Here is a 22,637-nt window from a genome sequence, read left to right on the forward strand (position 1 = left end):
AATAATTAGCATTGCCATCGATAAGGCGCTGATATTAAAGGATTAGTCTCGGTATTTTGACATTCTGGCATGCGCTTTACCCTTAAATTTACCCGTAATACGGAATTTCAGTTAAAGACAGGAGAGTAAAGAAATGCCAGTCATCAAACAGGTCACGTTAGAAGATGCGGTGGAAGCCGTCGAGAACGCGGAGGCCGCAGAGCAGGCAGAACCCCTCGCCCCACAGGCGGATGCACAGGGCAGCGCTTTTAGTGCACAGGAAACGCCCGCGCCCGTGCATACCGCCGCGAGCATCAAGGAGGCCGCCAAGCTGTTCGGTGCGGTCACCGTGGGCTTCCACCACGGGATGCAGGTTACTTGCATGTATGACAAGGGGACGGTGCCCGCGCATACGCTCATCGTTAATAGCGTGGTGGTTGATGAAGCCACGCTGGCGCGAATGCTAGACCGCGCCCAACGCCGCTAAGGAGCAAACGCCATGAGCAATACCTACACGACCTGTCCCGTTGGCGTCCCTTCGGGGAAGATAGCGCTGAGTGCCCAGAACAGCGGCACGATTACCGGCATCGCATGTACCGGGCCGTGCGTGGCCACCGTCTATAACGCGGCTGGCACTGCATTGACGACCATCAATTCTCCGGGCGGGTTTAATGCCGCTGTGTCCCTCGCCTTCAGCGGCGGGCCGCCCTATGTCGTACAGCAAAGCCAGAGCAGCATGATTTTCACGATCTGATTTTTTAGGAGTACACATCATGAGCGCAGATAGCCATACGGGACGCGACCCATACACCAACGCAGGCAGCGATACCGCGAAGCATTACGGCGGAAACATCATGGACCGCTTTAACCGCGCAACCCCGACGCCCGTCCCCACCGAGCAGGGTACGCCCCGCGTGCGTGATTTGCCCATCGGGCCGAGCAGCGAAGGCTCGATCAAGAACCGTTAAGGAGAAACACCATGACGAAGCCTATTCTGGACCATTGGGAAAACCCCGGCAGCGATACACGGCCCGGCAGTACCAAGCCGAACAAGATGCGAGCCGGGGGTTCCGAGAGCAAAGACAAGCTTTATAACGGCACCGCCGATGCCGTATTCGCATCGCACACAGGGCAGAAGGTAGGTAGCCGTATTCCCGTCAATAAAGAGTTGGTCAAGGGTTACGACTTCAAAGAGAACTGGGGTAAGGATTGATCAGTAGGTGAAGGGTTATCCGGCGTCGTGTCCCCAACTGGCTTATCTCCACCAGCGCGCCGGACTTTTTTGGACAGAACATGAAAGACGTATCGCAAACGCTCGATGACCTTGCTACGCGGGCCGCCACCAATGGTGCGGTCGTCACCTTTGTCAGCGGCAAGCTGCGCATCGATTGTGAGTACATCGCGGAGCGCGGCAAGGTGTACTGGCGCATCAATGGACGCACCGCGAAGCGCGCTGATGTCGAGATAGCGCTTGAGCGCGCCCGCGCAGGCAAACCGATTATTACGGTGTAACCCATGGACGCCGAAGACGTACTAGCCCGCCTTAAGGCCGACGCCGCGAAGCACGGCTTGTCGGAAGCAACGATGCAAACCCTCGCACGCGAGGTAGCGGAGCAGGCGGTACGGGCCGATAGCACAGCAACACCTGTCAGGTATCCATGCCGCTTCATCTGTTCTGAGGAAGAACGCGCTGCGGTCCACGCCCTGTTAAAGCGCATGAGGGTGTAGAACATGAAATCCAAACCCTGCACGGCGTGCAAGCTGATGTTGCCCCTGACGGCGTTCAACCATATTGCGCATTACCAGCGCGCCCGCGTTTGCAAGGCATGCGAGGCAGCGGACAGGCCGGAAGCGCCAATAGAGACACCGCCTGAGCAAACCCAACCACCCGCCGCGCCGGAGTACGGAGGTATGACAGCTATGAGCGCGCACCTCGTGCAAGCCTCGCTCAAACATGAACCGCGCGCTGATGCACCCTTGCTAGCGCACACCGAGACCAGACGCGTGCCCGCCGTCGTACAGCGCGAGGGCGTGAGGCTAAGCCCAGCGGTCGCGGGCTACCTCCGTGCATGGGGCGTGCGCTAGTCGTGGCACACTGGTGGTTCCTGAATATCCGAAGGGCCTCACGATGAAGCAGTTCACCTTTGATGAAGTCCAAAGCATGACCTTCGCGCAGCTCGGCGCGGTCGAGGACGCGATGGATTTGATGGCTACAGGATTCATTTCGCCAATGCTAGTTCGTTATATGTTCAGAACCGAACAGCTTGCGGCCCGTTACCCCGGCGTCGCGCTTCCTGCCCTGCTGAACGCGATCAATAAGGCTGCGACCATGATCGCTTTTCCGCCCGAGGTGGGTCAGAAAGCACCGGTGGCTGTGCGCGATGAAGTCGTTGACGCTTATCTGGACGAACTCCAGCCGCATACGGAAAGTGCGCTCAAACCAAACTAGCTCTGCAGCGCAACGGATTGCACGAAGCATACGGGTGCATGCGGCTTGCGGGTAAAGCTACGGGTAAAGCGGGCGGCCCGCCGCTAAGGCTAGCCCACACAAGCGCCGCCCGTAATGCTTTGCCGCTAGCCATGCTAATTAAGGCCGGTAATTAGTATGGGGTATCGGGGCTAACCACTTGCGAGGAGCATGGATTCCGTATGAACATGCGACCATGAACGCACAAATGCTCAATACGATTGGTCTCGCCTCTAATATGGTCGGCGTGTTTCTGGCATTCTTCTACGGCTTTCCTCAACCCGATCACAATGAAGGAGTGTCACTCGGGCTGTCGCCAAATACCCCGCTCCAGAACGGGCAAACCGTGGCCGAGCACAATGCGGAAATCCGAAGAAGAAAGCGCTTTTATAAAGCCATGTCTTTTCTAGCGCTGGCCTGCATGTTCTTGGGATTTGCCGTGCAAGCGTACGCGCTATGGTGCTGTTAGCAACGCGGATTAAGCCCCGCCTTTGGTCAGGAACGCCCGTACGGTTTCGGTCAGCCAGAATGGACGACCATCATTACCATCGGGCGGCGGCACTAGCCCCTTACGGCGGCGGTCATGGAATGCCGAGGCCGATAGGTTGCCGAGCAGAAACTGGAAGTGGTAGTTGCGTACGCGCGCTGGCGTATCCAGATCGAAGGGCGGGGCCTTGGGCTTGGTGCTGCCGCCACCTTTCTTCTTGGGCTTGGGCAACGGGACCGCGACAGGGGGAACCTGCGCAGCGATGAGGGCTTTAGGCTTGGCGAAATTGACGGACATACGAGTGCTCCATTCCCATCCAAGGGATCAGCGGCACTCCATTGCCTAAGTGAATTAACAGTGATTGCGAAACCACGATAGCATGCTTCCGCAAGCCCCGCATTAACCTAACGCATCAAGCCGCAACAGCACCTTCGCGGGGCCGCAGGCTATCGAGGTAATCGGCGTATGCCTGCATCATCGCCCGCCGCTGCTTGAGGTACTTGCCCTGGTTATAGACGCCTGCCACGCCTTTTTGCTTGTGCGCCAGCGCGCTTTCAACAATTAGCGGCTCATAGTCAGCGCCATGCAGGTATGTGGACGCCGTACCGCGTGCGCCGTGCGCCCTGAATAGCTGCTCGCCGTTGAAGCCCATGTTGCCGAGCGCGCGGTTGATCGTGGTGGCCGACATGCAATCGACGCTGCCACGGCGGCGATTGGGAAACAGCCATTGCGGCCCGGTCTTGGGCGGCGGGTTGATCTCCCGCAGTTCCTGTAATAGTACGATTGCCTGCGTACTTAGAGGCACCACATGCGGCTCGCCCATCTTCATCCGTTCGGCCGGAATCTTCCAGGTGGCGGTCATAAAATCGAACTCCGGCCACTGAGCCTTGCGCAGTTCCACCGTTCTAGCGGCGGTCAACATCAGTAGCTCGATGGCGATTACCGTCTCGCGGCTACCGGTGTTTCTGTTGCCGGGTTTCTTTTCGCTGTACCGGGGAAGGGCGCTCAGCAGTGACCGTAGTTCATCCTCGTCCAACGCCTTGTTTGATCGCGGCTTGGGCTTCTTTACCGCTGTCGAAACCTTGAAGCCTTCAGCCGGATTGATAACGGCTCGCTGGGTTGCAATCGCCAAGGCAAACACGGCGGAGGACCATTGCTTGAGCAGCACAGCGATAGACGGTGCGCCTTTGGTTTTGCGCTCATCCCCGGCTGCTTTGCCCTTGCGGTCGGCGATGCCTTGGACGAGGTTGAAGATGTCGGCGCTGGTGACTTCCTTGATCGGCGTTGTGCCGAGCGGAGCATTGATGACATACCGGCCCATGGCGTTGCGTATCTGTTGGACGTAGTAATGCGACCACTTGCCGGAACCCTTGGGGTTTGGGTCCGCTGGGTCAGGCGCATTGGCGTCGATCCACTCCTGGGCGATGCCGCCGAAGGTGGTCGCCAGTTCCTTCTTGGCCTTGGCGTTCTCAGCCTGTTTTGCGTCCTTAGGGTGGATGCCCTTGCTAACCAGTTCGGCGGCGGCAGCGCGGCGCTTGCGGGCTTCGTCAAGGTCAACGTCAGGGCACTTGCCGAGGTTAAACGCGTAGTTCAGCAAGCCCGACTTGCCCTTGTTCGGCCCCTTCTGCGCGACGCCTTCCATGCGGTAGGCAAACATCCAGTTCTTGCTGCCGTTCGCCCCGACTAGCAAATACATTGCGTCCCGGTCGCTCAGTTTGTACGGCTTGCCGGTGGCTTTGGCGGCTTTGGCTTTAGCGTCAGTTAGACCTTTGATCGCGGGCATGGCGGTAACTCCGGGCGGGTAAATTTACCTTAATTTTACCCGCATTTACCTGCAAGCAGCCGCATGTACCCGCATGCCTAAAACAGTAAAACCCTTATAAAACAAGGCTTTCCGCATGCATCAGCATTTCGTGGCATGCCCATGCTATTTTTCGATCATGAGCAGCATGGTGTGTCTCCGGTCAGAAGTCGCTATCGAGGCCGTCTTGCACTTGTTCCGCGGCGCGCAGCACGGCGCGCGCCTTGTTTTCGGTCTCTTGCCATTCGGATTCCGGCACCGAATCCGCGACTACACCCGCTGCCGCCTGCACATACAGATTGCCGTTCGCGATCACGCCGGTGCGGATCGTGATGGCCAGATCCATTTCACCCGTGAACGACAGATAGCCGACCGCACCGCCATACAGGCCGCGCTTCACCGGCTCCAGTTCGTCGATCAGCTCCATCGCGCGGACTTTCGGCGCGCCTGACAGCGTGCCCGCCGGGAAAGTGGCGCGCAGCACGTCGAAATTCGTCGTGCCGGGTTTCAGCTTGCCTTCGACCGAACTCACGATGTGCTGCACGTGCGAGTACTTTTCGATCACCATCTTGTCGGTGACGACCACCGAGCCGATCTGCGCGATGCGGCCGACGTCGTTGCGCGCGAGGTCGATCAACATGACGTGTTCGGCGATTTCCTTCGGGTCGTTCAGCAGCTCGGTGGCGAGTTCCGCGTCGCGTTCCGGCGTATTGCCGCGTGGCCGCGTGCCGGCGAGCGGCCGGATGGTAACGATGCGATCCTCGCCACGTTTTTCCTGGCGCACGAGGATTTCCGGCGATGCACCGACCACGTGGAAGTCGCCGAAGTTGTAGAAATACATATACGGCGACGGATTCAGCGAGCGCAGCGCGCGATACAGCGAGAGCGGATTGTCGCGGTACGGCTTGATCAGGCGCTGGCCGACCTGCACCTGCATCAGCTCGCCGGCGGCGATATATTCCTTCGCCTTGCGCACGGCCGTCAGGTAATCGTCTTTGGCGAACTCGCGGTAGGTCTCGGTGCGTACGCTCGCCGACGTGACCGGCGGTTGCACGGTCGTGCGCAAACGCTGGCGCAGTTCGCGCAGACGTTGCTTCGCTTTTGTGTAGGCCTCGGGCTGCGTCGGGTCGGCGTAGACCACGAGGTAGAGCTTGCCCGCGAGGTTGTCGATCACCGCGACTTCTTCAGTCAGAAGCAACTGGATGTCAGGCAGATTCAGATCGTCTTTCGGCGCTGTGTGCGCAAGCTTCTTCTCGATGTAGCGCACTGCGTCGTAGCCGAAATAGCCGGCCAGACCGCCAGCGAAGCGCGGCAAGCCGGGGCGCTGCGCCACTTTGAAGCGGCCCTGGAATTGCTGGATGAATTCGAGCGGGTCGCCCTCGTGCGTTTCGACGACCTTGCCGTCGCGCACCACTTCGGACACGCCGTTGCGGGTGCGCAGCAGCGTGCGCGCCGGCAGGCCGATGAACGAATAGCGGCCGAACCGTTCGCCGCCCACCACCGATTCCAGCAGGAACGAGTTGGCGCCGTTGCGCTCGCTCTGCGCGAGTTTCAGGTACAGCGAGAGCGGCGTTTCGAGGTCGGCTAGCGCTTCGGCGATCAGCGGAATGCGGTTGAAACCCTCATTGGCGAGGGACTGGAATTCGAGTTCGGTCATGTTCCGATCCTGTACGGTGGTCCGGCGGCGGCGTGCGTCGGACAAAGCGGGTCATTGCGCGGCCGGTCAGGCGTTCGTTCGACGTGTCGATACGATGATACCGACCGGCGCGAGTTTCCCATCGACGCGTGCAAGGGATTTCAGCGCACAACTGTACTTTGCGGGTACACGCAGGCCGAATCAACCGATGCAGCGAAACAAGATGATGGAAAAAACGCGTGAGCGCAGCGAAGTAAAAAACGGTTGCCGAAGACGAACTTCAGCGTACCTCAGGCGAGGTTAGCGCGACCAGCGACGCCAGGGCCAGGCTCCCCGGTCGATGCTAATCAGACTCCGTTTTTTATTCAGAAACATGAGGATGAAGGACTTTTAAGTCGTGGAATGGTGCGCTGCGATCGCCTTGGCGGCGTCGAGCAGCGAGCCAACTATACCATCGGATTTTATTGTTTGTATAGCTTGGCCATGGTTGTAGCCATAGGGCACCGTGAGCGTCGCCATGCCGGCCGCACGGCCCGCCAGCGCATCGTTTTCCGAATCGCCGATGGCAACCGTGGCCCGCGGTTCGACGCCCAACTGCGCGGCCGCGGTAAGCATGGGCAGCGGATCCGGCTTCTTTTTCGCCAGGCTGTCGCCGCCGAGCACGACGCCGAAATACTGGGCGAGCCCATACTGCTGCAGCAATTCCACCGCGAACCGATGCGGCTTGTTGGTCACGCAGGCGAGCTTGAGGCCGGCGTCGCGCATGGCGATCAATCCGGCTTCGACATCGGGATAGAGCCGCGTGTGCGTGCCGTTGATCTTCGCGTACTCCTCCTGATAGATCGCGAGCGCTTCGTCGAAGCGGTCTTGCGCATGCTCCGTTTCGAAGCGCGGCGCCAGCACGCTGCGGATCAGATGCTCCGAACCCTTGCCGACATAACCGACCACTTCCTCGCGTGACGTTTCTTCCGCGTCGAGTTGCGCGAGCATGCCGTTCAGGCCGGCGGCGAAATCGTCAGCGGTATCGATCATCGTGCCGTCGAGGTCGATGATCGCCGCTTGCAGGCGTGGGCCGGTGAAAGTCGGGGTGGGGAACGGAGTGGTCATGTTGCGTGCCGGTTATGCGTCGGTGCTCAGTGCTGGATGTTGGCGAGTGCCGCGCGCATCTTCTCGATCACGACCTTGTGGTCGGGCTGGCCGAAGATCGCCGAACCGGCCACGAAGGTGTCCGCGCCGGCCGCCGCGATTTCGGCGATGTTGTCGACCTTCACGCCGCCGTCCACTTCCAGATGAATCTCGCGGCCGGTGCGCTCCTTGTAGGCATTGATCCGCCGGCGTGCTTCGCGCAGCTTGTTGAGCGCCTCCGGAATGAACGACTGGCCGCCGAAACCCGGATTCACCGACATGATCAGCACGAGATCGACCTTGTCCATCACGTGATCCAGATAATTCAACGACGTGGCCGGATTAAAGACCAGGCCGGCCTTGCAGCCGTGGTCGCGGATCAGCGACAGCGTGCGGTCGATATGGTCCGAGCCTTCCGGGTGAAAGCTGATCAGATTCGCGCCGGCCTTCGCGAAGTCCGGCACGATGCGGTCGACCGGGCGCACCATCAGATGCACGTCGATCGGCACGTCCACATGCGGGCGGATCGCCTCGCAGACGAGCGGGCCGATGGTCAGGTTCGGCACGTAATGGTTGTCCATCACGTCGAAATGAATCCAGTCGGCGCCGGCGGCGACAACGTTGCGGACTTCTTCGCCGAGGCGGGCGAAGTCGGCTGACAGAATGCTTGGAGCGATGCGGAATTGCGTCATGGCGGGGGCGGAGGCAAGCGGGAAAGCGCCATTTTACCGTTTTGCGCGCGGGCGTTCCGGTTCGTGGACGCTTTCGGGCGTGAACCTTCGTTCAAGCGGCGAATGTGACAAAACGTCCTAATGTCCCTTGGCCAAAGGGATTTGTCCGGTTGCGGGCGTGCCGCGCATCAAGCAGAATGCCAAAACCATCAGCGCCGCCTCGCCAGTGCGCCCGCAAACCATTGGCGTTCGGGCTTTCCCGCGATTTTTCACACCCCGTTTCAGCAGACCGGAATCAGGATGAGCCAGTACGAATTCAGCGTCTCGGCGCAGGTGCAATATCTGCCCGAAGAGTCGGACCCGGAGCGCCGCCAGTATGCATTCGCCTACACGCTGACTATCCGTAACACCGGCCAGGTGCCCGCGCAATTGATCGCGCGTCATTGGGTGATCACCGACAGCGACAAGAGCGTGCAGGAGGTGAAGGGCTTGGGTGTGGTCGGACACCAGCCGTTGCTCAAACCGGGCGAGCATTTCGAATACACGAGTTGGGCGGTGATCGCCACGCCGGTCGGCACCATGCGCGGAGAGTACTTCTGCGTGGCCGAGGACGGTGAGCGTTTCGACGCGCCGGTGCCGGAGTTCATCCTGCGCATGCCGCGTACGTTGCATTGAACCGAGGGCGCCGCCCGCGGTCTTTAAGAAGCTCATGCGCGGTGCAACGCGTAGCTTTACTGCGATTTTTGCTGCTTTTGCTGTTTACTCGCGTTGGCGCGCGCCACTTTCTTCTTGCCGGACGACGTCCACACAACGATAAAGACGAGCAGGAAGAGCGCGAGGAGCGATTCCAGCGCGAAGATGAGCATCGGGTATTCGTCGAACAGATCAGACATGGCGGTTTCCATCAAGAACGAACATTGTATGCGTTTTGTCCGCGCGGCCGGAGCATGGCTCGGCGCGCTTTCGGTTGCGGTGATGCTGGCGTCCTGCGGTGGCGGCGGCGCGGTCCGGCCCTCGGTTTCGCCACCCACGGGGGCGGCGATCATACCTGGGCAGATTGCCGCGGCGCGGCTAACCGCCGTTGCCTGGCAGCAGGTGCCGGGTTGGCAGGACGACTCGTTGATCGGTGCGACGGCCGCGTTGCGGCAAAACTGCGTGAGGCTCGCGCGTCAACCGAACTGGGCCCGCGCCTGTGCCGCGGCCTCGCAAATCGACGACCTCGACGTCACCAGTGCGCGGGCTTTTTTTGAAGCCTATTTCACGCCTTTCCAGTTAGCGAATACCGACGGCACGCTCGACGGCTTGGTTACCGGTTACTACGAGCCCTTGTTGCGTGGTTCGCGCACACGCCACGGCGTGTATCAGACCGCGCTGTACCGCTGGCCTTCCGGTTATCGCGCGGGCGCGCCGCTGCCGGCGCGTGCGCAACTCGAACGCGCGGGTGTGCTCAACGGTAACGAACTCGTATGGGTCGACGATCCGATCGAAGCGTTCTTCCTGCAGGTGCAGGGCTCCGGGCGCATCGTGATGGAAGACGGCAGTGTGATGCGGCTCGGCTTTGGCGGGACTAACAATCAACCGTACAAGTCGATCGGACGCTGGCTGCTGGACCGCGGCGAACTCACGCCCGCGCAGGCGACCATGCAGGGCATCAAGGCGTGGGCGCGCGCGAACCCGACGCGCGTCGATGCGTTGCTCGATACGAATCCGCGCTTCGTGTTCTTCCGCGAGATGCCGTCCGGCGAGAGCGTGCCGAGCAGTGGCGCGGATGGTCCCATCGGCGCACTGGGTGTGCCGCTCACGCCAGAGAGGTCGATCGCGGTCGATCCGACTTCGATTCCGCTCGGTACGCCCGTGTTCTTACAGACAACGCGTCCGTTGACGAATTCGCCGATGAACCGCCTCGTGTTCGCGCAAGACACGGGTTCCGCGATTAAAGGCGGCGTGCGCGCCGATTACTTCTGGGGCCTCGGCGACGACGCCGGCGATCTGGCCGGGAAGATGAAGCAGGGCGGCCGGATGTGGTTGTTGCTGCCGAATTCTTGAGGTTTCGCGGTGGACGTTAGGTTTAACGCCGCCGCTGTTTCCGGTTGATGTGATCGGTAAGCGGCGCGGCGGCGCTGCTTATTTGATTGGCTGCACTTTGTTTTGGGTGTGGCTGTTCAATTCGACCGTGCGCACAGGCGGGTGCGACGCATGCGTCGTGCTGCATGCGTCGATCAAAGCGGCTTTCGTTACAGTCCCGACTTGCGCTTATCCACCACGCGCCGCGCCTTGCCTACCGAACGCTCGATCCCATTCACAGCCAGCACATTCACCACCGCGCTCACGCCGATCAGCGCCTTGATGTCATAGGCCAGCGCCTGCTTGGCCGTGCTCAGCGCTGCTGTGTCAGGCGCCGATTCCGGGCAAGGTTCGACGTTCAACGTCAACACGTCGAGCGGGCCTTCTTTGGTCAGCACGATCTGATAATGCGGCGCGAGCGCGCGCTGCTTGAGCAGCAGTTCTTCGATCTGCGTCGGGAACACGTTCACGCCGCGCACGATCATCATGTCGTCCGAGCGGCCGGTGATTTTTTCCATGCGCCGCATGGTGCGCGCGCTGCCCGGCAGGAGGCGCGTGAGGTCGCGCGTGCGGTAACGCACGATCGGCAGCGCCTCTTTAGTCAGCGACGTGAACACCAGTTCGCCGAGTTCGCCGTCCGGCAGCACCTCGCCGGTTTCGGGATCGATGATCTCGGGATAGAAGTGGTCTTCCCAGATGGTCGGGCCGTCTTTCGTCTCCACGCACTCCGACGCCACGCCTGGACCCATCACTTCGGACAGGCCGTAGATGTCGACAGCGTCGATGCCCATGCGCTTTTCGATCGCCCGACGCATGTCGTTGGTCCACGGTTCCGCGCCGAAGATGCCGATGCGCAACGAACAATTGGCCGGGTCGATGCCCTGACGCTCGAGTTCGTCTGCGATAGAAAGCATGTAGCTCGGCGTGACCATGATGATGTCCGGCCGGAAATCCTGGATCAGTTGCACCTGCTTTTCAGTCTGCCCGCCACCGAACGGAATCACGGTGAGTCCCGCGCGCTCGGCGCCGTAGTGCGCGCCGAGGCCGCCCGTGAAGAGGCCGTAGCCGTAGCTGATATGAACCTTGTCGCCGCGTCTTGCGCCGCCGGCGCGGATCGAACGCGCGACGAGATTCGCCCACGTGTCGATATCGCGCGCGGTGTAACCCACCACGGTCGGCTTACCTGTCGTACCCGACGACGCGTGGATCCGTGAAATCTGTTCCTGCGGCACGGCGAACATTCCGAACGGGTAGCTGTCGCGCAGATCCTTCTTGGTGGTGAAGGGGAAACGCGCCAGGTCCGCGAGGGTTTTCACTTCACTTGGGTGAACGCCGGCTTCATCGAATTTGTGCCGATAAACCGGCGAGTTTTCATAAGCGTGGTTCAACGACCATTTAAGCCGTTCGAGTTGAAGCGCGGCAAGTTCGTCGCGGCTGGCGGTCTCGATCGGATCGAGCGGAAGGGCGGTGGTCATTGAATGTCTCCTTGCTGCCTCAATGCTTGAGTCTGATGTACGTGCGCTCGTGCGCAAAAACCGGGCGCTGGGTGCTTTTTAGCGGTTTAACGGTTTGGTGGTGAAGTGCGGCCACCAAACCGCGAATCTCTCTTAAGCTTGCCGCAGGGTTGCGGTTATCAATCGCCTGCGGGAATCAAATTGCCTTTGATCTGTGCGGATTTGCCGCGGAACATCGCCACGGTTTCTTCGGCGCGGTTCGTCACGCGAATGTCGTAGATGCCGGTTCGGCCGCTCAAGGTTTGCTCGACGGCTTCCGCCGTCAACACGTCGCCGCCTTTCACAGGCCGCAGAAACTCGATCGAGCAGCCGGCTGCAACCGTGTTGATGTTGTACGTGTTGCAGGCGAACGCGAACGTCGAATCCGCGAGCGTGAAAATCAGGCCGCCGTGGCAAATCTGATGACCGTTCAGAAAGTCGTCGCGCACGGCCATGCGCAGGCGCGCGTATCCGGGGCGCACCTCGACGATTTCGAGGCCGAGCGCACGGCTGCACGCGTCGTTCTCGTACATCGCGGCAGCAGTGGCGCGGGCGAGTTCCTCGGGCGTCATCTGATCGGGATGATTGGCTTGCGTGGACATGTTCAACGGCCCTCAAAGCGCGGTGCGCGCTTTTCAACGAAGGCTTGCACGCCTTCCGCGTAATCGTGGGAAGCTCCCAGATCGCGTTGCAGATCGCGTTCCAGATCGAGTTGCTGGTCGAGCGTTTGCGTCGCGCCCGCACGCATGGCCTGCTTGATAGCGGCGATGGCGCGCGTGGGTTGCTGCGCGAGTTGAGACGCGAGTTTCCCGGCGGTGGCGGCGAGCTCCGAGTCGTCGACTGCTTGCCAGATCAAGCCCCAGCCTTCAGCTTTTTCCGCGCTGAGTTTGTCGCCAGTGATGGCGAGTCCCAACGCGCGAGCCATGCCGACACGCTGCGGCAGGAACCATGTGCCACCCGAGTCCGGAACGAGGCCGATTTTCACGAACGCCTGAATGAAGCTGGCCGAGCGAGCCGCGAGCACGAGGTCGCACGCGAGCGCGAGATTGGCGCCTGCGCCAGCGGCCGTGCCGTTCACCGCGGCGATGATGGGCAGCGGCAGTGCTTGCAGACGGCGGATCAACGGGTTGAAATGTTGCTCGATCAGTTCACCCAGATCGGTCATGGCGCCTGGAGTGAAATCGAGGTCGGCGAGGTCCTGGCCGGCGCAAAAGCCGCGGCCCGCTCCGGTGAGCACGAGCGCGCGCGCGCCGGACGTTTCGGCCTCGTCGAGCGCGGCGCTCAGTTCCTGATGCATCGCGCGCGTGAAGCTGTTGAGCTTGTCCGGCCGGTTCAGCGTGATGGTTGCGACATGGCTCGATGAGTCGATGTCCAGGCGAATCGCTTCATATGACATTGGGTGTCTCCTCAAAGTCTCTTCGACCGATGGGCGCTGCGGCGCTGATATCAGAGCCGCTCGATGACCAGTGCGATGCCCTGGCCCACGCCAATGCACATCGTGCAAAGCGCAAAGCGGCCGTTGGTCCGCTCCAACTGGTACAGCGCGGTTGTGATCAGACGCGCGCCCGAAGCGCCCAGCGGGTGGCCGAGTGCAATGGCTCCGCCGTTCGGGTTGACGCGTGGGTCGTCGTCGCGCAGACCGAGCGTACGCAGAACAGCGAGACCTTGCGAGGCGAAGGCTTCGTTCAACTCGATCACATCGAGTTGTTCGAGCCTCATGCCAAGCTGCTTCAACAGTTTTTGCGTGGCCGGCGCCGGACCGATACCCATGATGCGCGGCTCGACGCCCGCCGTTGCCATGCCCACCACGCGGGCGCGGCGGCGCAGTCCGTATTGATCGGCGGCCTGCTGGTTAGCTAGCAACAACGCGCACGCGCCGTCGTTCACGCCCGACGCATTGCCGGCCGTCACACTGCCGTCCGGGCGAACCACGCCCTTGAGCTTGCCCAAACTTTCGAGCGAGGTTTCGCGCGGGTGCTCATCGAGCAGTACGCGTATAGGATCGCCCTTCTTTTGCGCGATTTCGACGCCGACAATTTCCTGAGCTAATGTGCCGTCCCTCTGGGCATGCGCGGCCTTTTGCTGGCTCGCCAAGGCAAACGCGTCCTGATCTGCGCGGCTCACGCTGAACTCGACTGCGACGTTTTCCGCGGTCTCAGGCATCGAATCGACGCCGTACTGACGTTTCATCAACGGATTGATGAAGCGCCAGCCGATGGTCGTGTCGTAAATGTCAGCCTGGCGCGCGAAGGCGCTGGTCGCCTTGCCCATGACGAACGGCGCACGCGTCATGCTTTCGACGCCGCCGGCGATCATCAGACGCGCTTCGCCCGCCTTGATAGCGCGCGCAGCGGTGCCAACTGCGTCCATACCCGAGCCGCACAGGCGATTGATGGTTGCGCCGGGTGCCTCGGTGGGCAAGCCGGCTAGTAACGCCGACATGCGGGCGACGTTGCGATTGTCTTCGCCGGCCTGGTTCGCGCAGCCATAAATGACATCGTCCACAGCGCGCCAGTCGACGCCTGGATTGCGTTCGATCAACGCCTTGATCGGCACCGCGCCGAGGTCATCGGCGCGGACATCCTTGAGTGCGCCGCCGTAGCGGCCAATTGGAGTGCGAATCGCATCGCAGATGAAGGCGTCGTTCATATGGATTCCTGCTGGAACGGATCGGCGTGAGGTGCCGATCCAATGCCTCATGTTAGTTGGGGTGCACTGCCCGGTCCATTCGGCCAAACGGCATAGGACGAAAGCCGTGTTTTTGTCTTATGCCATTCAGCCAGCTACCGCCGGCGCCGCTTTGGGTTCAACATGAACGCGGCTTTGAACTACGCGGAAGCGATTCGCGACAAAGGCGGCGTCAGCCAGCGCGGCATTGGCCGCCGGGTTTGCGCCCGTGCCGTGGAAGTCCGAGAACGCTGCCGACTGATTGACGAACACGCCGCCGGTCAGATTGATCGACAAGGCCACGCCGCCGCGGATCGATGCTTCGTGCGCATCTTCGAGCACCGCTTCGTCCGTGCTGTAAACCGACAGCGTCAGCGCGCCGTGTTCCGCGGCGATTGCGCCGGCGAGTTCGAGCGACTGCGCAGTGGAGTCCGTCGCGATCACGAACGAGATCGGGCCGAACCATTCTTTGGTGAACTGCGCCTGGTCGGTGGCGGCATCCAGTTGGAGCACGAGCGGCGTGCGCACGCGGGCGCCGGCGAAAGCGGGATGTTCAAGCGACAGGCTCTCGACGAGAACGTGGCCGAGCTCTGCGGCTTCGTCGATGCGTTGAATCACGCCTTGGTTCTGAATCGCGCCGAGCAGCTCGACAGCGCGGGCCGGGTCGGCGACGAGTTTTTGCACCGCGCCCGCAATGGCTTGGGCAACTTCGTCAAAACCGAGCGTGCCTTCCGGAGTGCGGATGCCGCCGCGCGGCACGTAGATGTTTTGTGGCGCGGTGCACATCTGGCCCGAGTACAGCGCGAGCGAGAAGGCGATGTTGCGGGCAACAGCCTTGATGTCGTCGACCGAGTCGATCACGATCTGGTTCACGCCGGCTTTTTCGGTGTAGACCTGGGCCTGGTGCGCATTGCGCTCGAGCCACGTGCCGTTTTGCGTGCTGCCCGTGAAGTCGATGAGTTTGATTTCCGGACGCAGGGCCAAGTCCTGGACGAGTGCGCCGTCGTTCGGCTCGGTGGCCAGCAAGGTGACGACGTTCGGATCGAAACCCGCTTCGCGCAAAACGTCACGCGCGATTCGCACGGTCAGCGCCAGCGGCAGAATTGCGCCCGGATGCGGCTTGACAATGACCGTGTTGCCGGTGGCCAGATCGGCGAAGAGGCCCGGATAGCCGTTCCACGTCGGGAAGGTGCAGCAGCCGAGCACAAGGCCGGTGCCGCGCGGCACGACGGTGTAACGCTTGTGCATGGCGAGCGGCGGATTCTTGCCTTGCGGCTTTTCCCAATGGGCGTCGCCGGGAATGCGGCGCAACTGGTCCCACGCATACACGACGGCTTCCAGCGCGCGGTCTTGTGCGTGCGGGCCGCCGGCCTGGAAGGCCATCATGAATGCCTGGCCGGTCGTGTGCATCACGCTGTAGCCAATTTCGAAGCTGGCGCGATTCACGCGGGCAAGGATTTCGAGGCAGACACCGATCCATGCGTGCGGGCCTGCTGCGCGCCACTCGCGTTGGGCAGCGGCGGCAGCCGCGATCAGTGCGGCGGGGTCGGCCTTCGGGTAGCGCACGCCGAGCGGGAATCCGAACGGTGAGACTTCGGCGCCGACGGTTTCACCCGTCGAGGGTTGGTCCAGCTGGAACGTTGCGTTGAGATGCGCTTTGAATGCGGCTTCGCCGTCCGCATTAGCTGTTTCCCCGTACACTTTCGGACTGGGCATTTCGACGAACGGGCTCCAGTAGCCGCGCGTTTCAACCGCGGTGAGTGCCTTTTGCAGCGTGTCTTCGTGCTTGGTGAATAGCGGATGTGTCATGGCAGAGGGCTTGGCTGTACGTTGGGAAAAGACTGTCGAATAATTGACCGACCGGTTGGTTGGCGAATGGTAGCATTATTAAGATGACCGCGCGAAGCGTTTTCGCGCGCAATTTTTCTAACCTTAGGAGGCGGCAATGGCTTACGAGAACATTCTGGTTGAGACGCGGGGACGGGTCGGCTTGGTCACGTTGAATCGCCCGAAGGCGTTGAACGCTTTAAATGACGCATTGATGGACGAACTGGGGGCGGCGTTGCGCGAGTTCGATGCCGACGACGCGATTGGCGCGATCGTGGTCACGGGCAGCGAAAAGGCGTTCGCGGCTGGTGCTGACATCGGCATGATGTCCACCTATACCTATATGGATGTCTACAAGGGTGACTACATTACCCGCAACTGGGAGACCGTTCGCTCCATTCGTAAGCCGATTATTGCGGCGGTGGCGGGCTTTGCGCTCGGTGGCGGCTGCGAACTGGCGATGATGTGCGACATCATTTTCGCCGCCGACACGGCAAAGTTCGGCCAGCCGGAAATCAAGCTCGGCATCATGCCTGGCGCAGGCGGTACGCAGCGCCTGCCGCGTGCCGTGTCCAAAGCGAAGGCGATGGACCTCTGCCTGACCGCGCGATTTATGGATGCCGCCGAAGCCGAGCGCGCAGGATTGGTGTCGCGTGTGATTCCAACTGCGTCCTTGGTTGATGAGGCAGTGGCTGCGGCTGCGACGATCGCTGAATTCCCGTTGCCGGCCGTGATGATGGTGAAAGAATCGGTCAACCGCGCCTATGAAACGACACTCGCAGAAGGCGTGCATTTCGAGCGCCGCCTGTTCCATTCCCTCTTCGCCACCGAAGATCAGAAGGAGGGCATGGCCGCATTTGTCGAGAAGCGCAAACCGGTTTTCAAGCATCGTTAATATGCTTGTCAAAATAACGCTTGCAAGGCGGGGTCCGGCTCGCTAGAATCTCGCTCTTTCGTGCTTCGGACAACGGGGCACGGGAGGCGGGAGAGCCAGCAGTGGCAAGGCTTTCAGCGAAGCGGGCAGGTTCAGGAAGTTAGAAAAACCTGTTGACGGCGTAGCGGAAGTTCTTCATAATCTCGTTTCTCTGCTGCTGATGCAGCGACGCAGAACGAAGTGGTGCCGGGTGGTTGTGATGTTGACGACTGGCGGTGCGGGTTCGGTAGTGAATGCGTAATCGATCTTTAAAAATTAACAGCCGATAAGTGTGGGCGCTTGATGCGCGACGCGCCGGCGGGTCCTTCGGGATCTGCCGGAAGAAGCGAAAGTATCAAGTCTCACACAGTAATGAAAGGAAGGTTTTTCCATTGAAAGATGGAGAGATCATTCGTCAGTACGTTGAGTGAGCGACCGGTTCTTAACTGAACCGAAAAACAGTAACAGGTTTGAACTGAAGAGTTTGATCCTGGCTCAGATTGAACGCTGGCGGCATGCCTTACACATGCAAGTCGAACGGCAGCACGGGAGCAATCCTGGTGGCGAGTGGCGAACGGGTGAGTAATACATCGGAACGTGTCCTGTAGTGGGGGATAGCCCGGCGAAAGCCGGATTAATACCGCATACGATCTGTGGATGAAAGCGGGGGATCTTAGGACCTCGCGCTACAGGGGCGGCCGATGGCAGATTAGCTAGTTGGTGGGGTAAAGGCCTACCAAGGCGACGATCTGTAGCTGGTCTGAGAGGACGACCAGCCACACTGGGACTGAGACACGGCCCAGACTCCTACGGGAGGCAGCAGTGGGGAATTTTGGACAATGGGCGCAAGCCTGATCCAGCAATGCCGCGTGTGTGAAGAAGGCCTTCGGGTTGTAAAGCACTTTTGTCCGGAAAGAAAACCTCCGCCCTAATACGGTGGGGGGATGACGGTACCGGAAGAATAAGCACCGGCTAACTACGTGCCAGCAGCCGCGGTAATACGTAGGGTGCAAGCGTTAATCGGAATTACTGGGCGTAAAGCGTGCGCAGGCGGTCCGCTAAGACAGATGTGAAATCCCCGGGCTTAACCTGGGAACTGCATTTGTGACTGGCGGGCTAGAGTATGGCAGAGGGGGGTAGAATTCCACGTGTAGCAGTGAAATGCGTAGAGATGTGGAGGAATACCGATGGCGAAGGCAGCCCCCTGGGCCAATACTGACGCTCATGCACGAAAGCGTGGGGAGCAAACAGGATTAGATACCCTGGTAGTCCACGCCCTAAACGATGTCAACTAGTTGTCGGGTCTTCATTGACTTGGTAACGTAGCTAACGCGTGAAGTTGACCGCCTGGGGAGTACGGTCGCAAGATTAAAACTCAAAGGAATTGACGGGGACCCGCACAAGCGGTGGATGATGTGGATTAATTCGATGCAACGCGAAAAACCTTACCTACCCTTGACATGTATGGAATCCTGCTGAGAGGTGGGAGTGCCCGAAAGGGAGCCATAACACAGGTGCTGCATGGCTGTCGTCAGCTCGTGTCGTGAGATGTTGGGTTAAGTCCCGCAACGAGCGCAACCCTTGTCCCTAGTTGCTACGCAAGAGCACTCTAGGGAGACTGCCGGTGACAAACCGGAGGAAGGTGGGGATGACGTCAAGTCCTCATGGCCCTTATGGGTAGGGCTTCACACGTCATACAATGGTCGGAACAGAGGGTCGCCAACCCGCGAGGGGGAGCCAATCCCAGAAAACCGATCGTAGTCCGGATCGCACTCTGCAACTCGAGTGCGTGAAGCTGGAATCGCTAGTAATCGCGGATCAGCATGCCGCGGTGAATACGTTCCCGGGTCTTGTACACACCGCCCGTCACACCATGGGAGTGGGTTTTACCAGAAGTGGCTAGTCTAACCGCAAGGAGGACGGTCACCACGGTAGGATTCATGACTGGGGTGAAGTCGTAACAAGGTAGCCGTATCGGAAGGTGCGGCTGGATCACCTCCTTTCTCGAGCTAAACGCGTCAGTTGTGTAAAAGCAATGCGTTGAGCGCTCACGCTTATCGGCTGTGAAATCAGGACAGACTCAGGGGTCTGTAGCTCAGTCGGTTAGAGCACCGTCTTGATAAGGCGGGGGTCGATGGTTCGAATCCATCCAGACCCACCAAAGTCTTGTCTGGTGTGCTGATCGTCTGAACCTCTGGGGTAGCTGTATGACTGGGGGATTAGCTCAGCTGGGAGAGCACCTGCTTTGCAAGCAGGGGGTCGTCGGTTCGATCCCGTCATCCTCCACCAATCCTCAATGCGTAGCGTTCTGCGGGCAGTAAAAGGCAGAGCGTTGTGCATTGGCGATTGAGCCAGTCAGAGTGATATGAAGCAGAGCTTTATATCGGCTGTCGTTCTTTAACAATCAGGAAGAAGTAGTAAAGAGATTCACGAAAGATCACTTAGAGATGGGTGGTTGAGTAGGTGAATCAGGGTTGTGATTGTATCAATGTATGAAAAGAGAGATCGAAAGATCGCTTTTGGAATACGGCGCAACACGAATACTCAACCTGTAGCGAGGGTGGCGAGCGTGTGATTCCCCGTGGATCATGCAGGAGACACACCCGTTATAGGGTCAAGCGAACAAGTGCATGTGGTGGATGCCTTGGCGATCACAGGCGATGAAGGACGCGGTAGCCTGCGAAAAGCGGTGGGGAGCTGGCAAACGAGCTTTGATCCACCGATATCCGAATGGGGAAACCCGGCCCGTATGGGTCATCCGTAGCTGAATACATAGGCTACGTGAAGCGAACGCGGTGAACTGAAACATCTAAGTAACCGCAGGAAAAGAAATCAACCGAGATTCCCAGAGTAGTGGCGAGCGAAATGGGACCAGCCTGTACTCTTTATCTTCATTGTTAGTCGAAGGCTCTGGAAAGTGCCGCCATAGCAGGTGATAGCCCTGTAGACGAAAACAGCGAGGAAGAACTAGGTGTACGACAAGTAGGGCGGGACACGTGAAATCCTGTCTGAAGATGGGGGGACCATCCTCCAAGGCTAAATACTCGTGATCGACCGATAGTGAACCAGTACCGTGAGGGAAAGGCGAAAAGAACCCCGGGAGGGGAGTGAAACAGATCCTGAAACCGCATGCATACAAACAGTCGGAGCCTCTGCGAAGGGGTGACGGCGTACCTTTTGTATAATGGGTCAGCGACTTACATTCAGTGGCAAGCTTAACCGATTAGGGCAGGCGTAGCGAAAGCGAGTCCGAACAGGGCGATTCAGTCGCTGGGTGTAGACCCGAAACCAGGTGATCTATCCATGGCCAGGATGAAGGTGCGGTAACACGTACTGGAGGTCCGAACCCACTAACGTTGAAAAGTTAGGGGATGAGCTGTGGATAGGGGTGAAAGGCTAAACAAACCTGGAAATAGCTGGTTCTCTCCGAAAACTATTTAGGTAGTGCCTCGTGTATCACCTTCGGGGGTAGAGCACTGTCATGGTTGTGGGGTCCATTGCGGATTACTACGCCATAGCAAACTCCGAATACCGAAGAGTGCAATCACGGGAGACAGACATCGGGTGCTAACGTCCGGTGTCAAGAGGGAAACAACCCAGACCGCCAGCTAAGGTCCCCAAATATTGCTAAGTGGGAAACGAAGTGGGAAGGCTAAAACAGTCAGGAGGTTGGCTTAGAAGCAGCCATCCTTTAAAGAAAGCGTAATAGCTCACTGATCGAGTCGTCCTGCGCGGAAGATGTAACGGGGCTAAGCAATATACCGAAGCTGCGGATGCACATTTATGTGCATGGTAGGAGAGCGTTCCGTAAGCCTGCGAAGGTGCACTGGAAAGTGTGCTGGAGGTATCGGAAGTGCGAATGCTGACATGAGTAGCGATAAAGGGGGTGAAAAGCCCCCTCGCCGTAAGCCCAAGGTTTCCTACGCAACGTTCATCGGCGTAGGGTGAGTCGGCCCCTAAGGCGAGGCAGAAATGCGTAGCTGATGGGAAGCAGGTTAATATTCCTGCACCATTGTTAAATGCGATGGGGGGACGGATCGCGGAAGGTTGTCCGGGTGTTGGAAGTCCCGGTCCTTGCATTGGAGAAGGCGCTTTGGCAAATCCGGGCGCAGGATTCAAGGGTGCGAGGCCATTCACTTCGGTGAAGAAGCAATCGGAAGTGGTTCCAAGAAAAGCCTCTAAGCTTCAGTTTAACAAGACCGTACCGCAAACCGACACAGGTGGGCGAGATGAGTATTCTAAGGCGCTTGAGAGAACTCGGGAGAAGGAACTCGGCAAATTGGTACCGTAACTTCGGGATAAGGTACGCCCCTGTAGCCTGATGCGCCTGCGCGCAGAGGGTGAAGGGGTTGCAATAAACTGGTGGCTGCGACTGTTTAATAAAAACACAGCACTCTGCAAACACGAAAGTGGACGTATAGGGTGTGACGCCTGCCCGGTGCCGGAAGATTAAATGATGGGGTGCAAGCTCTTGATTGAAGTCCCGGTAAACGGCGGCCGTAACTATAACGGTCCTAAGGTAGCGAAATTCCTTGTCGGGTAAGTTCCGACCTGCACGAATGGCGTAACGATGGCCACACTGTCTCCTCCCGAGACTCAGCGAAGTTGAAGTGTTTGTGATGATGCAATCTCCCCGCGGCTAGACGGAAAGACCCCATGAACCTTTACTGTAGCTTTGCATTGGACTTTGAACCGGTCTGTGTAGGATAGGTGGGAGGCTTTGAAGCGTGGACGCCAGTCTGCGTGGAGCCGCCCTTGAAATACCACCCTGGTTTGTTTGAGGTTCTAACCTTGGTCCGTAATCCGGATCGGGGACAGTGCATGGTAGGCAGTTTGACTGGGGCGGTCTCCTCCCAAAGTGTAACGGAGGAGTACGAAGGTACGCTAGGTACGGTCGGAAATCGTGCTGATAGTGCAATGGCATAAGCGTGCTTAACTGCGAGACCGACAAGTCGAGCAGGTGCGAAAGCAGGTCATAGTGATCCGGTGGTTCTGTATGGAAGGGCCATCGCTCAACGGATAAAAGGTACTCTGGGGATAACAGGCTGATACCGCCCAAGAGTTCATATCGACGGCGGTGTTTGGCACCTCGATGTCGGCTCATCTCATCCTGGGGCTGTAGCCGGTCCCAAGGGTATGGCTGTTCGCCATTTAAAGAGGTACGTGAGCTGGGTTTAAAACGTCGTGAGACAGTTTGGTCCCTATCTGCCGTGGGCGCTGGATATTTGAAGGGGGCTGCTCCTAGTACGAGAGGACCGGAGTGGACGAACCTCTGGTGTACCGGTTGTCACGCCAGTGGCATCGCCGGGTAGCTATGTTCGGAAGAGATAACCGCTGAAAGCATCTAAGCGGGAAACTCGCCTTAAGATGAGATATCCCCGGGGCTTCGAGCCCCTTGAAGGGTCGTTCAAGACCAGGACGTTGATAGGTCAGGTGTGGAAGCGCAGTAATGCGTTAAGCTAACTGATACTAATTGCCCGTAAGGCTTGATCCTATAACAGGTGTGT

21 protein-coding genes, 2 tRNA genes and 2 rRNA genes are annotated in these 22,637 nt (G+C 59.3%); 14 read left to right on the top strand and 11 right to left on the bottom strand.

What is annotated here, in order from left to right; genetic code table 11:
- Positions 1-133 precede the first annotated feature (133 nt).
- The 7 genes from B0G71_RS21505 (at position 134) to B0G71_RS21545 (ending at position 2,915) form a co-directional block, all read left to right on the top strand.
- A complete protein-coding gene (locus B0G71_RS21505; RefSeq protein WP_116143974.1) occupies positions 134-466 on the top strand; it encodes a hypothetical protein in 333 nt (110 codons plus the stop codon).
- A 12-nt stretch (positions 467-478) separates the two neighbouring features.
- Positions 479-733, top strand: coding sequence for a hypothetical protein (locus tag B0G71_RS21510; protein WP_116143976.1), 255 nt, complete (start codon positions 479-481; stop codon positions 731-733).
- Between the two features lie 19 nt (positions 734-752).
- The gene (locus B0G71_RS21515) at positions 753-947 is read left to right on the top strand and encodes a hypothetical protein (protein WP_116143978.1); all 195 of its coding nucleotides are present in this window, start codon (positions 753-755) and stop codon (positions 945-947) included.
- Between the two features lie 11 nt (positions 948-958).
- Positions 959-1,192, top strand: coding sequence for a hypothetical protein (locus B0G71_RS21520; RefSeq protein WP_116143980.1), 234 nt, complete (start codon positions 959-961; stop codon positions 1,190-1,192).
- A gap of 80 nt (positions 1,193-1,272) precedes the next feature.
- Complete coding sequence (locus B0G71_RS21525) at positions 1,273-1,491, top strand: hypothetical protein (protein ID WP_116143982.1); 219 nt, start codon at positions 1,273-1,275, stop codon at positions 1,489-1,491.
- A gap of 616 nt (positions 1,492-2,107) precedes the next feature.
- The gene (locus B0G71_RS21540) at positions 2,108-2,428 is read left to right on the top strand and encodes a hypothetical protein (protein ID WP_116148758.1); all 321 of its coding nucleotides are present in this window, start codon (positions 2,108-2,110) and stop codon (positions 2,426-2,428) included.
- Positions 2,429-2,642: 214 nt separating this feature from the next.
- Positions 2,643-2,915, top strand: a complete 273-nt coding sequence (locus B0G71_RS21545; RefSeq protein WP_116143988.1) for a hypothetical protein — start codon at positions 2,643-2,645, stop codon at positions 2,913-2,915.
- Between the two features lie 9 nt (positions 2,916-2,924).
- Here the strand turns inward: B0G71_RS21545 and B0G71_RS21550 are convergent, their stop codons facing one another.
- The 5 genes from B0G71_RS21550 to rpe form a co-directional block, all read right to left on the bottom strand.
- Complete coding sequence (locus B0G71_RS21550) at positions 2,925-3,230, bottom strand: hypothetical protein (RefSeq protein ID WP_116143990.1); 306 nt, start codon at positions 3,228-3,230, stop codon at positions 2,925-2,927.
- Positions 3,231-3,345: 115 nt separating this feature from the next.
- Positions 3,346-4,716: a site-specific integrase gene (locus tag B0G71_RS21555; RefSeq protein ID WP_116143992.1), complete on the bottom strand. Its 1,371-nt coding sequence runs from the start codon at positions 4,714-4,716 to the stop codon at positions 3,346-3,348.
- A 181-nt stretch (positions 4,717-4,897) separates the two neighbouring features.
- Complete coding sequence (trpE, locus tag B0G71_RS21560) at positions 4,898-6,391, bottom strand: anthranilate synthase component I (RefSeq protein ID WP_106284240.1); 1,494 nt, start codon at positions 6,389-6,391, stop codon at positions 4,898-4,900.
- Positions 6,392-6,760: 369 nt separating this feature from the next.
- The gene (locus tag B0G71_RS21565; RefSeq protein WP_116143994.1) at positions 6,761-7,477 is read right to left on the bottom strand and encodes a phosphoglycolate phosphatase; all 717 of its coding nucleotides are present in this window, start codon (positions 7,475-7,477) and stop codon (positions 6,761-6,763) included.
- 26 nt (positions 7,478-7,503) lie between these two features.
- Complete coding sequence (gene rpe / locus B0G71_RS21570) at positions 7,504-8,187, bottom strand: ribulose-phosphate 3-epimerase (RefSeq protein ID WP_116118354.1); 684 nt, start codon at positions 8,185-8,187, stop codon at positions 7,504-7,506.
- A gap of 279 nt (positions 8,188-8,466) precedes the next feature.
- Here rpe and apaG point away from each other — a divergent pair, with 279 nt between their 5' ends.
- Positions 8,467-8,841 (top strand): Co2+/Mg2+ efflux protein ApaG, encoded by a 375-nt coding sequence (gene apaG, locus B0G71_RS21575; protein WP_012434444.1) that lies wholly within the window; start codon positions 8,467-8,469, stop codon positions 8,839-8,841.
- A gap of 56 nt (positions 8,842-8,897) precedes the next feature.
- Here apaG and B0G71_RS41445 read toward each other — a convergent pair whose 3' ends face one another.
- The gene (locus B0G71_RS41445) at positions 8,898-9,059 is read right to left on the bottom strand and encodes a hypothetical protein (RefSeq protein ID WP_181916806.1); all 162 of its coding nucleotides are present in this window, start codon (positions 9,057-9,059) and stop codon (positions 8,898-8,900) included.
- Between the two features lie 28 nt (positions 9,060-9,087).
- Between B0G71_RS41445 and B0G71_RS21585 the strand changes: the two genes are divergently transcribed.
- Positions 9,088-10,212: a murein transglycosylase A gene (locus tag B0G71_RS21585; protein ID WP_116148760.1), complete on the top strand. Its 1,125-nt coding sequence runs from the start codon at positions 9,088-9,090 to the stop codon at positions 10,210-10,212.
- A 188-nt stretch (positions 10,213-10,400) separates the two neighbouring features.
- Here the strand turns inward: B0G71_RS21585 and paaK are convergent, their stop codons facing one another.
- From paaK to paaN, 5 genes are all read right to left on the bottom strand, one after another.
- Positions 10,401-11,705: a phenylacetate--CoA ligase PaaK gene (paaK, locus tag B0G71_RS21590; protein ID WP_116143996.1), complete on the bottom strand. Its 1,305-nt coding sequence runs from the start codon at positions 11,703-11,705 to the stop codon at positions 10,401-10,403.
- 158 nt (positions 11,706-11,863) lie between these two features.
- Entirely contained in the window at positions 11,864-12,325 is a 462-nt protein-coding gene (gene paaI / locus B0G71_RS21595; protein ID WP_116143998.1) for a hydroxyphenylacetyl-CoA thioesterase PaaI, read from the bottom strand.
- A 2-nt stretch (positions 12,326-12,327) separates the two neighbouring features.
- On the bottom strand, positions 12,328-13,119 hold the full coding sequence (paaG, locus tag B0G71_RS21600) for a 2-(1,2-epoxy-1,2-dihydrophenyl)acetyl-CoA isomerase PaaG (RefSeq protein ID WP_116144000.1): 792 nt from the start codon (positions 13,117-13,119) through the stop codon (positions 12,328-12,330).
- Between the two features lie 50 nt (positions 13,120-13,169).
- The gene (gene pcaF / locus B0G71_RS21605) at positions 13,170-14,372 is read right to left on the bottom strand and encodes a 3-oxoadipyl-CoA thiolase (RefSeq protein WP_116144002.1); all 1,203 of its coding nucleotides are present in this window, start codon (positions 14,370-14,372) and stop codon (positions 13,170-13,172) included.
- A gap of 126 nt (positions 14,373-14,498) precedes the next feature.
- Entirely contained in the window at positions 14,499-16,199 is a 1,701-nt protein-coding gene (gene paaN / locus B0G71_RS21610; protein WP_116144004.1) for a phenylacetic acid degradation protein PaaN, read from the bottom strand.
- A gap of 136 nt (positions 16,200-16,335) precedes the next feature.
- Between paaN and B0G71_RS21615 the strand changes: the two genes are divergently transcribed.
- The 5 genes from B0G71_RS21615 (at position 16,336) to B0G71_RS21635 (ending at position 22,624) form a co-directional block, all read left to right on the top strand.
- Positions 16,336-17,112: an enoyl-CoA hydratase gene (locus tag B0G71_RS21615; RefSeq protein WP_116144006.1), complete on the top strand. Its 777-nt coding sequence runs from the start codon at positions 16,336-16,338 to the stop codon at positions 17,110-17,112.
- A gap of 490 nt (positions 17,113-17,602) precedes the next feature.
- Positions 17,603-19,133, top strand: a 16S ribosomal RNA gene (locus tag B0G71_RS21620).
- A gap of 81 nt (positions 19,134-19,214) precedes the next feature.
- Positions 19,215-19,291: transfer RNA gene (locus B0G71_RS21625), tRNA-Ile, on the top strand.
- Positions 19,292-19,343: 52 nt separating this feature from the next.
- Positions 19,344-19,419: transfer RNA gene (locus B0G71_RS21630), tRNA-Ala, on the top strand.
- A gap of 323 nt (positions 19,420-19,742) precedes the next feature.
- Positions 19,743-22,624 (top strand): 23S ribosomal RNA (locus B0G71_RS21635).
- The 16S and 23S rRNA genes sit together here with 2 tRNA genes alongside, the layout of an rRNA operon.
- Positions 22,625-22,637 lie beyond the last annotated feature (13 nt).

The sequence above is a fragment of the Paraburkholderia sp. BL27I4N3 genome, from assembly GCF_003386115.1.
In the GTDB taxonomy this organism is placed as follows: domain Bacteria; phylum Pseudomonadota; class Gammaproteobacteria; order Burkholderiales; family Burkholderiaceae; genus Paraburkholderia.

Coding starts and splice junctions, on each gene's coding strand:
- pcaF (WP_116144002.1), bottom strand. CDS start 14,372: ATGAACGACGCCTTCATCTGCGATGCGATTCGCACTCCAATTGGCCGC.
- B0G71_RS21550 (WP_116143990.1), bottom strand. CDS start 3,230: ATGTCCGTCAATTTCGCCAAGCCTAAAGCCCTCATCGCTGCGCAGGTT.
- trpE (WP_106284240.1), bottom strand. CDS start 6,391: ATGACCGAACTCGAATTCCAGTCCCTCGCCAATGAGGGTTTCAACCGC.
- B0G71_RS21565 (WP_116143994.1), bottom strand. CDS start 7,477: ATGACCACTCCGTTCCCCACCCCGACTTTCACCGGCCCACGCCTGCAA.
- B0G71_RS21540 (WP_116148758.1), top strand. CDS start 2,108: ATGAAGCAGTTCACCTTTGATGAAGTCCAAAGCATGACCTTCGCGCAG.
- B0G71_RS21520 (WP_116143980.1), top strand. CDS start 959: ATGACGAAGCCTATTCTGGACCATTGGGAAAACCCCGGCAGCGATACA.
- B0G71_RS21525 (WP_116143982.1), top strand. CDS start 1,273: ATGAAAGACGTATCGCAAACGCTCGATGACCTTGCTACGCGGGCCGCC.
- B0G71_RS21510 (WP_116143976.1), top strand. CDS start 479: ATGAGCAATACCTACACGACCTGTCCCGTTGGCGTCCCTTCGGGGAAG.
- B0G71_RS41445 (WP_181916806.1), bottom strand. CDS start 9,059: ATGTCTGATCTGTTCGACGAATACCCGATGCTCATCTTCGCGCTGGAA.
- B0G71_RS21555 (WP_116143992.1), bottom strand. CDS start 4,716: ATGCCCGCGATCAAAGGTCTAACTGACGCTAAAGCCAAAGCCGCCAAA.
- B0G71_RS21505 (WP_116143974.1), top strand. CDS start 134: ATGCCAGTCATCAAACAGGTCACGTTAGAAGATGCGGTGGAAGCCGTC.
- paaK (WP_116143996.1), bottom strand. CDS start 11,705: ATGACCACCGCCCTTCCGCTCGATCCGATCGAGACCGCCAGCCGCGAC.
- paaN (WP_116144004.1), bottom strand. CDS start 16,199: ATGACACATCCGCTATTCACCAAGCACGAAGACACGCTGCAAAAGGCA.
- paaG (WP_116144000.1), bottom strand. CDS start 13,119: ATGTCATATGAAGCGATTCGCCTGGACATCGACTCATCGAGCCATGTC.
- B0G71_RS21615 (WP_116144006.1), top strand. CDS start 16,336: ATGGCTTACGAGAACATTCTGGTTGAGACGCGGGGACGGGTCGGCTTG.
- B0G71_RS21545 (WP_116143988.1), top strand. CDS start 2,643: ATGAACGCACAAATGCTCAATACGATTGGTCTCGCCTCTAATATGGTC.
- B0G71_RS21585 (WP_116148760.1), top strand. CDS start 9,088: ATGCGTTTTGTCCGCGCGGCCGGAGCATGGCTCGGCGCGCTTTCGGTT.
- apaG (WP_012434444.1), top strand. CDS start 8,467: ATGAGCCAGTACGAATTCAGCGTCTCGGCGCAGGTGCAATATCTGCCC.
- paaI (WP_116143998.1), bottom strand. CDS start 12,325: ATGTCCACGCAAGCCAATCATCCCGATCAGATGACGCCCGAGGAACTC.
- rpe (WP_116118354.1), bottom strand. CDS start 8,187: ATGACGCAATTCCGCATCGCTCCAAGCATTCTGTCAGCCGACTTCGCC.
- B0G71_RS21515 (WP_116143978.1), top strand. CDS start 753: ATGAGCGCAGATAGCCATACGGGACGCGACCCATACACCAACGCAGGC.